General features: G+C 60.2%; 12 protein-coding genes, 1 tRNA gene and 1 pseudogene. 11 read left to right on the plus strand and 3 right to left on the minus strand.

Annotation, left to right across the window (positions count from 1 at the left end; genetic code table 11):
• The 7 genes from ABYV89_RS09890 to ABYV89_RS09920 form a co-directional block, all read left to right on the plus strand.
• Positions 1 to 1,294, plus strand: a 1,294-nt coding sequence (locus ABYV89_RS09890) for a sensor histidine kinase (RefSeq protein ID WP_432822790.1), incomplete at its 5' end; no start/stop codon positions are given.
• Positions 1,291 to 1,989: a response regulator transcription factor gene (locus tag ABYV89_RS09895; RefSeq protein ID WP_432822791.1), complete on the plus strand. Its 699-nt coding sequence runs from the start codon at positions 1,291 to 1,293 to the stop codon at positions 1,987 to 1,989. The genes ABYV89_RS09890 and ABYV89_RS09895, both read left to right, overlap by 4 nt.
• 25 nt (positions 1,990 to 2,014) lie before the next feature.
• On the plus strand, positions 2,015 to 2,392 hold the full coding sequence (locus tag ABYV89_RS09900; RefSeq protein ID WP_432822792.1) for a DUF423 domain-containing protein: 378 nt from the start codon (positions 2,015 to 2,017) through the stop codon (positions 2,390 to 2,392).
• 96 nt (positions 2,393 to 2,488) lie between these two features.
• Positions 2,489 to 2,593, plus strand: a complete 105-nt coding sequence (locus ABYV89_RS09905) for an RCKP-type rubredoxin-like domain-containing protein (RefSeq protein WP_432822793.1) — start codon at positions 2,489 to 2,491, stop codon at positions 2,591 to 2,593.
• 180 nt (positions 2,594 to 2,773) lie between these two features.
• Positions 2,774 to 3,235 carry a PilZ domain-containing protein gene (locus ABYV89_RS09910; protein WP_432822794.1) on the plus strand — a complete coding sequence of 154 codons (462 nt, stop codon included), beginning with the start codon at positions 2,774 to 2,776 and terminating at the stop codon, positions 3,233 to 3,235.
• Between the two features lie 43 nt (positions 3,236 to 3,278).
• Positions 3,279 to 4,151, plus strand: a complete 873-nt coding sequence (locus ABYV89_RS09915) for a response regulator (protein WP_432822795.1) — start codon at positions 3,279 to 3,281, stop codon at positions 4,149 to 4,151.
• Positions 4,152 to 4,208: 57 nt separating this feature from the next.
• A tRNA-Val gene (locus tag ABYV89_RS09920) sits at positions 4,209 to 4,283 on the plus strand.
• A 202-nt stretch (positions 4,284 to 4,485) separates the two neighbouring features.
• On the opposite strand, the gene ABYV89_RS09925 is transcribed toward ABYV89_RS09920, so the two are convergent.
• Complete coding sequence (locus tag ABYV89_RS09925) at positions 4,486 to 4,800, minus strand: hypothetical protein (protein WP_432822796.1); 315 nt, start codon at positions 4,798 to 4,800, stop codon at positions 4,486 to 4,488.
• Between the two features lie 175 nt (positions 4,801 to 4,975).
• On the opposite strand from ABYV89_RS09925, the gene ABYV89_RS09930 reads away from it, so the two are divergent.
• From ABYV89_RS09930 to panP, 4 genes are all read left to right on the plus strand, one after another.
• On the plus strand, positions 4,976 to 5,605 hold the full coding sequence (locus ABYV89_RS09930; RefSeq protein WP_432822797.1) for a LexA family protein: 630 nt from the start codon (positions 4,976 to 4,978) through the stop codon (positions 5,603 to 5,605).
• An 87-nt stretch (positions 5,606 to 5,692) separates the two neighbouring features.
• Positions 5,693 to 7,390, plus strand: a complete 1,698-nt coding sequence (locus ABYV89_RS09935) for a DUF6178 family protein (protein WP_432822798.1) — start codon at positions 5,693 to 5,695, stop codon at positions 7,388 to 7,390.
• Between the two features lie 55 nt (positions 7,391 to 7,445).
• Positions 7,446 to 8,075 carry a peptide-methionine (S)-S-oxide reductase MsrA gene (msrA, locus tag ABYV89_RS09940; protein ID WP_432822799.1) on the plus strand — a complete coding sequence of 210 codons (630 nt, stop codon included), beginning with the start codon at positions 7,446 to 7,448 and terminating at the stop codon, positions 8,073 to 8,075.
• 195 nt (positions 8,076 to 8,270) lie between these two features.
• Positions 8,271 to 9,911 carry a pyridoxal-dependent aspartate 1-decarboxylase PanP gene (gene panP, locus ABYV89_RS09945; RefSeq protein WP_432822800.1) on the plus strand — a complete coding sequence of 547 codons (1,641 nt, stop codon included), beginning with the start codon at positions 8,271 to 8,273 and terminating at the stop codon, positions 9,909 to 9,911.
• Between the two features lie 83 nt (positions 9,912 to 9,994).
• Here the strand turns inward: panP and ABYV89_RS09950 are convergent, their stop codons facing one another.
• Together ABYV89_RS09950 and ABYV89_RS09955 are read right to left on the minus strand one after the other, a co-directional pair.
• Positions 9,995 to 10,393 (minus strand): transposase, encoded by a 399-nt coding sequence (locus tag ABYV89_RS09950; RefSeq protein WP_432822801.1) that lies wholly within the window; start codon positions 10,391 to 10,393, stop codon positions 9,995 to 9,997.
• Positions 10,377 to 11,009, minus strand: a pseudogene (locus ABYV89_RS09955) (IS1595 family transposase); the annotation flags it as partial. The pseudogene ABYV89_RS09955 and the gene ABYV89_RS09950, both read right to left, overlap by 17 nt.
• Positions 11,010 to 11,122 lie beyond the last annotated feature (113 nt).

Below are 11,122 nucleotides of genomic sequence, written 5' to 3' on the forward strand. Positions count from 1 at the left end.
CATGTCCTGGAATCCGCCGGTTCCCGATCCGGGGCCGGCCCCGGTCGCCGATGTCGCCGAGTCCCTCTTCTCGGCCCGCCGCGAACTGCGGGAGCTGACCCAGGCCAAACCGATGCTGGCCGCCGATATGGAGGCGGCCGCTGCCGCCCCGGCGCCGGCGGCCGCGCCTGGAGGCTGGCTCCCCTGGTTCTGGGAAAACCGGTTTTACCTGCTCGGCTGGATCGAGTCGCCCGCAGGCCTTCAGCGTTACGGCGTCGAGATCGAGACCATGGCGCTCCTCTCCCGCCTGTCGGGCACCCTGCCGGCAGTCCCTCCGGCCGGGGAGGTTTACGCCTTGGTGGACGGCAACGGCGAGATATTTCACCAGAGCGGTGCCGGGACGATCACCGCCGAAACCGCCAGTGTCGTCTCCCTCCCTGTCGGCTCGGCGTTGCCGCACTGGCAGGTGGCGGTCTATGCCCCGCAGGGTCCTCTCGGGCAGGCCGAAGGAGACAGCTTCCTGATCCTCTCCACGCTGGTGGTCGGTGCGTTCGTGGCGGCGATCCTGTTCGGCGGGTCGCTTCTGCTCTGGCAGGCCTGGCGCAACCTGACCGACGCCCGGCGCAAGACCTCCTTTGTCGCCAACGTGTCGCATGAGCTCAAGACACCGCTGACCACCATCCGCATGTATGCCGAACTGCTGGGCGAAGGGCGTATCCTTGATCCGGCGAAGCGCGGCCGCTATCTGAAGGTGATCGTGGACGAGAGCCAGCGGCTATCCCGACTGGTCAACAACGTGCTCGATTTCGGCCGGTTGGAGCAGGGGCGCAAGACCTATTCGCTGGCCGAGTTCGACCTGGGCGAAACCCTGCACGGGGTGCTCGATTCCCAGGCGATGCGTATCGAAGGGGCCGGGATGAGCCTGGTTCGGAAGATCCCCGGCGAGCTCTGTGTTGTGCATGCGGATCGCGACGCCTTTGAACAGGCGGTGCTCAACCTGATCGATAATGCGCTCAAATATGCCGCCCGCAGCCCAGAACTCGAAGTGGAGCTGCTCCGGGACGGCAAAGGCTGCCGCATCCGCGTGCTCGACCGTGGCCCCGGGGTGCCTCCGGCTCAGCGCCAGCGGATATTTGAAAAATTTCACCGGGTCGACGATTCGCTCACTACCCATCAGCCCGGCAGCGGCCTCGGCCTCAGTATCGCCCGCCAGCTGCTGCGTGATATGGGCGGCGACCTGACGTGCAGCGAACGGCCGGGCGGGGGATGTTGTTTTGAAATCCTGCTGCCCTGCGATGGGAAGGGCGCAGGATGAAAACGATTCGAATTCTAATCGCCGAGGACGAAGCCAATCTGCGGGAGGGGCTGGTGGACACCCTGGAGGGCGAGGGCTACCGGGTCAGCGCGGTCGGCGACGGCGCGGCGGCGCTGCGGGTTTTCGCCGAAGGCGGCATCGACCTGGTGCTGCTCGATATCATGATGCCCGAAAAGAGCGGTTTCGACGTCTGCCGGGAGATCCGCCGGCACGACACCCGGGTTCCCATCATCATGCTCACCGCCAAGGGGGAGGAGATCGACAAGGTGGTCGGGCTCGAGCTTGGCGCCGACGATTATGTCACCAAGCCCTTCGGGCTGCACGAACTGCGGGCCCGCATCGCCGCCCTGCTGCGGCGCTGCCGGCCGGAATCCGCGGGCGCGGCTGAGTTGCCGGAAACCTTTCTTTTCGGCGCGGCTGAAATCGACCGCAAGAGCTACCAGGGGCGACTTTCATCACGGGCCTTCAGCCTGACCGCCCGTGAGCTCAAGCTGATCGACGCCTTCTGCCGGCATCCCGGCGAGGTGCTCAGCCGCAACGACCTGCTCAACCTGGTCTGGGGGATCGACTACCTGGGGACGACCCGGACCCTCGACCAGCACATCGCCCAGCTGCGCAAAAAAATAGAGCAGGATCCGGCCGCCCCCGAGATTATTCTCACCGTGCACGGGGTCGGCTACCGCTACAACCCCTGAGGCACGCTGTGCCATGGAGGATGCCATGTTCAGACTCTTCGTCGCTGCCGGCAGCCTGAGCGCCATGCTCGCGGTCGGGCTCGGTGCCTTCGGTGCCCATGGCCTCAAGGGCCGGCTGAGTGCCCCGTTGTTCGAAGTCTACCAGACGGCGGTGCTGTACCACCTGGTGCACGCCGTGGGACTGGTGCTGGTCGGCCTGATCGCTCATCTGCTGCCCGACTCCGCGCCGGTTCGCTGGTCCGGTTGGCTGCTGGCTGCCGGGACCCTGCTTTTTTCCGGCAGCCTGTACCTGCTCGCCGTCAGCGGCATCCGCTGGCTGGGAGCGGTAACGCCGCTGGGAGGCCTGGCTTTTCTCGCCGGCTGGGCCCTGCTGGCGACCGCTATGCTCAGGGGAGTGCGGTAAGGGCAAGAGCCGGAGAAAACTGTTGACAGGATCCCGTGTCCATGTAAAATGTGACTAAAAAGATCCCCAATATCCTGTTGCTTGAAGGAGGCACCAATGGCGCTCTGGAATTGTGAAAAATGCGGTTACGAAAAAGAAGGCCGCTGCAAACCTAAAAAATGCCCCACCTGTAACGAACAGACCACTTTCGTCAAGAAATAACGCTCCTCCCTCCTCTCCCCTTAAGGCAGGCGACCGTGACCGGTCCCTGCCTCTTTTTTTTGGTCCTAAGCGAAACCCGGCGGCGAGGGGAATTTATGCTTGGAAGCTTTTCGTGATTGGTGTATATCTATTCATTATGTTTGGCTAAATCAAATCATTCATTCCCTGTTAAGGAAGTTCATGCTGCGTCCCCCCCTTTATGTCCTGCTGGTAGCCGTTGTCTTTTTTCTGTTCTGGGTCGCCTGGCGGCGACTGGCCGGGGGGCGTCTTCAGCAAATGCAGAAGCTGGCTGTCCCGGTTGACGCTGAGGGCGCACGCGGTGCCCCCCGGTTTCCGGTTCAATGGGCGGTGGCGATAGGTACCCCCGGCGGTTTACGGCAGGGGGTGACCCGCAATATTTCGCAGGGAGGGATGTTTGTGGAGATGGATCCCCCGCTGCCGCTGGGGCAGACATATCCCATGACCATCGGGGTGTCCGGCGGCAGAACGATGCAGGTCGAGGCCAGGGTGGTCTGGTCGATTTCCGGCGGCGTCCCTGCACGTGGCCCGGCCTTTGGCATGGGGGTCATGTTTACCAGCATTTCCGAACCCGATCTGGCCCTGGTTGCGACGCTTGACCACTTTTTCGATGAGGATGCGTAATCGTCTTTTGCTGATATAAAATCGGTTCGGGCATGGAGGTGCTATGGATAAGATCGTGGAGTGGCTCTGCCAGGTCGAGGAAAAGGCGGCCGAGAGCTATCGCCGGGCGTCCGGGGGCTTTGCCGACGATCCGACTTTCTCTCAGTTTTTGAATGCCCTGGCCGAAGAGGAAATGCGGCACGCGCAGATGCTCCGGGCGGCTTTTGCCGGGCGTGGCCTGCTCAAGGTGGAAGAGATCGCCACGACCATCGACGGGGAAACACGGCAGGTCGTCGTCAGCGCCCTGGACGGCGCGATGCAGAAGATTGCTGCCGGCGGCGTGTCTCGGGAAGAGATGGCGGCGCTGATTGCCGATATTGAATTTTCCGAATGGAACGGCATCTTTCTGTATGCGATGAATGTCCTCAAGGGGAGCAGTCCGGAGTACCGCTCGGCCCTGGCCGAGATTGAAAATCACCTTAAAGGCATCGAAGAGTACCTGTCGACTTTTCCCTACGGCCGGCAGGTGCTGGAAAAAATACAAAGGCTCCCTTCCCTGGGTGCTTTAAGAGTGCTGGTTGTCGAGGATGATCCGGCGCTGGCCTTCCTGGTCAAAAATGTCCTGCTCGGGCAAGCCAGGGTAGAAATTGCATCGAACGGGCAGGAGGGGCTGAAGCGGCTCGAGGAGGGGGTTTTTGACGTGATCGTGGTGGATGTCGAAATGCCGGTCATGAACGGGGTCGAGATGTACCAGGAGGCCATTCGCCTGGACTCCCGCCTGAAAGAGCGATTCGTCTTTCTGACCGCCAGCCACAAGCCCGAGGTACGCAACTTTATTGCCGAGCAGAGACTGCCCGTTCTGCGCAAGCCGGCACCGATCAGCCAGATCCGCCAAGCGGTTGTCGGCGTGTCCGCGCGCAGGCGGATTTCCGCTTGATGCGGAAAAAGACCTTGACATGCCAGCGCGATACAGGTATCTTTCCGCCGCTTGCATAGGCACGTAGCTCAGTGGGAGAGCACTACCTTGACACGGTAGGGGTCGACGGTTCAATCCCGTCCGTGCCTACCAGCTGATTTCCAGCCGGTAACCGGTTTTAAAAAAGACACCTTCGGGTGTCTTTTTTTGTTTATATTTGCCCGGCCTGCAGAAAAAACAGGCGTCACTCCGGTCGGGGGGGCTGTCCGAATCGCACGGGCGGGCAGGGTCTGAAGAAAGTGATAGTAAGCGAACCTGGTTCGGCTCTGTCGGTGGCTGTTTGCTTTGCGAGATATCAATAGACCCCGTTGGTCAGGATCTGCATCGTGATATTTTCTGCCCATTCGTCCAATTCGATATCGCAGGGGGGCTGTATCCCCTCTGGTAGAAGGGCATGGGTTTTCAAGTAAAGGTTGAGTTGGTTCAGGGTTGTCGAGAGGCGTTCGCTATTCTCCTGCGGTTCCGGCGTGTCGGCTTTGACCGGTGCCCAGTCTGGCGGTGGAACACTGTCGAAGCAGGCATTCAGGAATCTGTCCAGCAGCAGGCCGGCTTCCGGGTCGTTCTTGATTCTGCGGCTGATTTCCATGAGTTGCCAGTTTCTGCGGCCCATACGACCTCCTTGCTGCAAAATATCTCTGAGAGATTTATTCGGTTGATCCGGAAAGCCTCTTGTGCTAACTTTTTTCTGTGCCTTGAGCAAGAATGTGTAAGTCCATTCTTTCAGAAGAGCTTTTGCTGGTCAATCTAAAAGATTGCCTGAAGATATTATATCACGGAGAGATATTATGGTGGCGACTGGAAAATACGATAGAGATACCGGTTCGCGCATTAAACAGCTTCGTTACTCGACCGGTTTGACTCAAAAGGCTTTTGCGGATTCCCTCGGAATTGTTCAAGGGTTTTTGAGCGCGCTGGAAAATGGGAAAAAAACTCCATCCGATACTTTGATAATCGCACTGTGCCAATTGTACCGGATAAATCAGGATTGGCTGTGTGCCGGGCGTGGTGAGATGCACTTGACACTATCTGACAAGGCGTCTGGGGTGGGAGGGATTCCTCTTCTGCGAAAAATTTCTTCGGACTTTCCTGTTGTTCATCCCTCTGAAGTAGAGAGTTATGTTGCTTTTCCAGGTGTTAAGGACGATTTTTATGCTATCCGTTTTGAGGGGGACTTTATGGCTCCGACCATTGTGGACGGAGATCTGGTTATTTTTCAGGCCAATGCAGAGGTTGACAATAAAGACATTGTGCTGGTGACCAACCGCTGGGGCGAAGTGATTCTGCGCCGGTATCGCCTGCGCGGCGATGAGGTTTATCTGGCGGCGGAAAATTCATCCTACAGCCCCTTCCGCCCCGATCCGCAAACCCGGACCATCGGCAAGGTTGTGGCCATCTGGCGTCAGGTGAAAATCTGAGGCAAAGGGCACCCTCCTTGACCTCTTCCCCTTGATGGATTAAAGTCGTTTTCCGCAAAAATAACGATTCCACAGGAGTTTACCTATATGAGCAGAATTGAACTGCCCGCCGAAAAAAGGGTAGGGCATTTGAAATTGTTGCGCGAACCGCGGCGCATCACCCCCAAAGAATTCAACGCGCTGTCGGCCAGCGAACGCCTCGACATCATCCGCCGGGTCAGCGGCCACCAGAAATACAACCTGCTGATCGAGGCGGATGACGCCGAGGCGCTGGTGCAGCGGATGGCCGCACAGGAGGTCTACCTGCTGATCAAGGAGCTGGGGAATGAAGACTCGGCCGAACTGGTGTTGATGAGCGAGGCGGGCCAGTTCACCGCCTTTCTCGACCTCGACTGCTGGCAGGGGGACGTCTTCGACGGTGCCACCGCCCTGAACTGGCTGACGATGCTCTTCGAGGGGGGCGAAGAAAAGGTTGTTCAGGCCTTTCGCGAGCTCGACTTTGAGCTGCTGGTGCTGCTGGTCAAGAAACACGTCAACGTGCTGGCCGGCCCGGAGGACATCGCCGACGATGACGTGCGCATCGAAGCGATGCGGCGCGATGGCGGCTACGCGATCGAATACCGCGATGGCGAAAACGCCAAGCTGATCGGCGCGGTACTCGATATTCTGCTGCGCGCCGACCATGAGTTTTATCAGCACCTGCTCGAATCGGTGCGCTGGGAGCAGGAGTCGCTGCTCGAAGAAGAAGTCTACCAGTCGCGCCGCGGGCGGCTGCTCGACCGGGGCTTTCCCGACCCTTTCGAGGCGCTGGCGGTGTACGCCTGGCTCGACCCGGCCGGCTTTGTTCCCGAGCAGCACCGCAAGGCCGGCATCCTGCCGGGTGAAAGCGTCGAACCGCCGGGTTTCTATCTCACCGCAGCCCGGCCGAAAGACCTGCTGGCCGAGGTGCTGGCCGGCGGCATCCGCGAAGAAGTCGCCTGGGAACTGACCTACCTGGTAAACAAGGTGGTCACCGCCGACCGGGTCGATGTCGGCGACGTGCTGCAGATGCAGGGCGCGACCGAAGCTGTCTATCGTTACCTGAACCTGGCGTTAGAGCATCTCAGTGGCGGCGACCTGCTCAAAGCGTCAGGCTTGCTCGACAGGGTTTATCTCGAAAGCCTGTTCCGGCTCGGGTTCAGCCTCACCCTTGAGCTCAAGCTGCGGGCGGAGAAAGTGAGGGTTTCCCCGGTCGGGCCCTATCTCGACGGCCCCTTTCGCGCCATGGTCGACGCTCTGGCCGGCAAGAAACCCCGCTTTTTCGAAGGGATTGCCGAAGAGAACCGCGGCGGCGATCGTCCCTTCGCCAGTCTGCGCGACCTGCGCCTGGCCGATGAATGGCTGGAGCGGCTCGAAGTGCAGGTGCGCCTGTTCGACGGCCGTCTCGGTTTCGAGCTGCCGGCCCCGCAGGCTCTCGACCTGTCCGGTTGCTTTCCCGACAGCGCCGACGACCTGGCCCTCTCCGACTTTTTTCTCACTGCCCTTGGCAACCGGATTCTCGGTCGCGAGTTTCTGCCGGCGCCGATTGGCCAGGCCGAGCTGGCCGAGCTGCACGGGCGGGTCTGCCGTGACGGCAAGCTGGCCGCCGACCTGAAGTGGGAGACGGTGCAGTGGCTCGAGACCGTAGCGCCCAAGGCCGGGGCCTTCGGTTCCTATTGCCTCGATCTCTGGGACGCGGAATTCTGCCGGCTGGCGGTCGAGGACATCGATCCCCGATTCGGCTGCGGGTTGCTCGTGCGGGGTTGATTTTGCCTTCGTGATCGATGCGCGGTATAATGAGAACAACTCGGGAGGTGCCACCATGAGAGGCGTTCTGTTTGTACTGGCCCTGCTGCTGATCCCGGTTCTGGCCGGGGCCGCGGCAGACGAAGGGAGATCGGCGATGAATGACGTCCAGACCGCAAACCAAAAAGCGACCTTTGCCGGGGGCTGTTTCTGGTGTATGGAACCCCCCTTTGAAAAACTCGCTGGCGTGGTCTCGGTCACCTCGGGGTACACCGGCGGTTCCCAGGAAAATCCCAGCTATGAGGACGTATCCGCCGGTTTCACCCACCACCTGGAAGCCATCCAGGTTCTGTTCGATCCGGTAAAGATCAGCTACGCCCAGCTGCTCGAGGTCTTCTGGCGCAACATCGATCCGACCGACCCGGAGGGGCAGTTCGTCGACGAGGGGGCCCAGTACCGTACCGCGATCTTCTACCACGACGAGCAGCAGCGGGCACTGGCCGAAGCCTCGAAGCAGCAGCTGGCCGCCTCTGGCCGTTTCGACGGGCCGATCGTCACCGAAATCCGGCCGGCGATGCCTTTTTATCCCGCCGAGGAGTACCATCAGGATTACTACAAGAAAAGCCCGATCCGCTATAAATTCTACCGGCACCACTCGGGCCGCGATCGTTTCATCGACAAGGTCTGGGGGGAGGATGAGCGGTAGTTCGCGCCAGGGCGTTTTCGTTTCGTCACCAGCCTGCCGCCAGGGGGTTGCCGTCTTGCCGGGCAGGGTTTGGATTGACAGGAGTCCGGGGCTTCTGTATACAAGAGAGCAGCTTATTAAAGACCCTGTGTAAACAGGCCCGTGCGGTTTTGGCGACGGACCTCAACCTCTATTCACACCATGTGCCGTTGACCTATGCCCAGATCTCGAGAAGCCGCCCAGGCCAACCTTGAAAATCTGTACCGGATTTTCACCATCCCGGAAGCGCCCGACTCCACGCTCGGCAGCATCGACCAGGCCATCACCGGCAATGTCGCCGACTTTTTGCAGAAGCACGTGGTCGCCTTAGAGCGCAAGCTCAGCGAGATCGAAGGTGATTTCGCCAGTTCCCATGTCCCCGAAGAGCCGACCTTCGTTTCCGATTACACCGAGTTTTTGAAAGAAAAGCTGGTCGCCCAGTCGGTTCACACCGCCTCGCCGCGGTTCATCGGTCACATGACCTCGGCGGTTCCCTACTTCATGCAGCCGCTCTCGCGGATCATGATCGCCCTCAACCAGAACCTGGTCAAGGTCGAGACATCCAAAGCGTTCACCCCGATGGAACGGCAGGTGCTGGCCATGCTCCACCACCTGGTGTACAACCGCGACGACGGCTTTTACAGCCAGTGGATTCACGACAGCCAGCACGCCCTGGGCGCCTTCTGCTCGGGGGGGACGATCGCCAACATCACCGCTCTCTGGGCCGCCCGCAACCGTCTCTGCGGCCCTTCGGGCGATTTCCGGGGGATCGCCAGGGAAGGGCTGCTGAAAGCCCTTAGGCATCTCGACTGCAACGGGCTGGCGGTACTGGTCTCCCGCCGGGGGCATTACTCCCTCGGCAAGGCGATCGATCTGCTGGGGGTGGGGCGCGACAACCTGGTCACCGTGGAGACCGACGAAAACAACCGGATCAACATGCCGAGCCTGCGGGAACACTGCCGCCGCCTGAGCGGCGAAGGGATGCGCATCCTCGGGCTGGTCGGGATTGCCGGCACCACCGAAACCGGCAACGTCGACCCGCTCGAAGCGATGGCCGACCTGGCCGGCGAACAGGGGTGCCACTTTCACGTGGACGCCGCCTGGGGCGGGCCGACCCTCTTCTCCAAAACCTATCGGGGCCTGCTGCGCGGCATCGAACGGGCCGACTCGGTCACCATCGATGCCCACAAACAGCTCTATGTACCGATGGGGGCGGGCATGGTCGTTTTCAAGGATCCCGCTACCCTGGCCTCCATCGAGCATCACGCCGCCTACATCATCCGCCGCGGCTCCAAGGACCTGGGCAGTCATACCCTTGAAGGGTCGCGCCCCGGCATGGCGATGCTGGTACATGCCGGCCTCTCGATCATCGGCCGCAAGGGCTACGAACTGCTGATGGACCTGGGGATCGAGAAGGCCCGCGGTTTTGCCGCGCGGATCGAGGCCCATCCCGACTTTGAACTGATTTCGGCCCCCGAGCTCAACATCCTCACCTACCGCTACAACCCCGCCTGGCTGCAGGCGGTCCTCGACCATGCCGAAGACGAACTGGCCCGCCGGATTAACCACCTGCTCGACCGGGTCACCGAGGCCATCCAGAAGCGCCAGCGCGCCGCCGGCATCTCCTTCGTCTCGCGCACCCGGCTTGCCCCGAAACGCTACCGGGGCGACACCATCACGGTCTTCCGCGTGGTGCTCGCCAATCCGCTGACCACCGAAGCGATTCTCGCCGCCGTCCTTCAAGAACAATGCACCATTGCCGGGCGCGACAGTATTGCTTCTCTCCTCGCCGAGCTGAAGAAACTGGTCACCCCTTAAATCAAAAGGGACAGGCACCGTTGGCGCCTGTCCTTGCTAAAAGCCCGTCCACAACATTTGTGGACGGGCTTTTTTTTTCGGTCCTATAACCCAAACAAAGGTAACGTCGTTGAGAAGATCCGGATGCCGGAATTTTCAGTACGCCGTACCTGACATAATGGAGCCAGTTTCAACAGGTTCCTGAATTGCTCCAGAATCGGCAACCTTATCATAAAGGTCTTTGCTTGCCCTTGGTTCTTGCCTTTTTGAAGGACCCGTGTCTCTAACGCACGCTGGTTCCAATGAAAAGCGGCTTCGGCCGTATAGAGCGGAAGATGCTGGTGGCTCATATAGTGATAAATGCCCTGCTTGGCCCGTTCCAGGGTCGCATGAAACGATTCGGCGGCATTGCTGTGAACCTCGCCGCGAGCGAACTCTTTGCCTCCCATGCCTGACGCTGGCATGAGAGGCAAAGCCACGGCCAATGATGCGACAGGCCGCATGCTCGTCGCTCATCAGGCGGGCTGAAGGGGCCACAACGCTTTCGACGAACGGTTGCAAGTCAGCGACGGCATTATTGGCTATCATGTGCGCCTTAACCGGACCTTGGCGTTCAACGGTCGTCGCAATACAGGCCTTGGCAGTGCCGTGACCGCGTTTGTGTTTGACCCCATACTGAAAACGGGGCTTGCCACCCAAGTACTTTTCGTCCAGTTCGACGATCCCCTCCAGCATGGGGAGCAGGTTTTGGTGAACGGCCATCAGCGCCCGCAGGGCGTGCATCATCTTCCAGGCTGTTTTCTGGGAGATGCCGACCCAGGTGGCAATAGCAACCGAGGAGGCGCCCTTGCTGGAACAGATCAGCGAATACATGACCTGAATCCAGATCAACAAGCTTAGCTTCGTACTATGAAACGGCGTGCGGGTTGTCACCGTGAACTGCCGGTGGCAATCCGCGCATTCCAGAAGTCCGGAGCGAACAGAAGCGCTGCTCAGTCGCCAAGCCCTGCGCCCCTGACAATGGGGGCAAATCGGGCCATCAGGCCAGATGACGGATTCAAAGAACTGCCGGCAACTGGCCTCGTCAGGAAAAATGCTGCGTAACTGCTCAACATTCATGGCTACTCTCCTTTCACGGTTCTTGGAGAATAGCCCCCTAGCTGTGACAGATAATGTCTCAGCCTTTGTTTGGGTTATAAGACCGTTTTTTTTTTGGGGTGCGCCCGGCAGGG

The sequence above is a fragment of the Trichloromonas sp. genome (assembly GCF_041583255.1).
Classification (GTDB): Bacteria; Desulfobacterota; Desulfuromonadia; order Desulfuromonadales; family Trichloromonadaceae; genus Trichloromonas.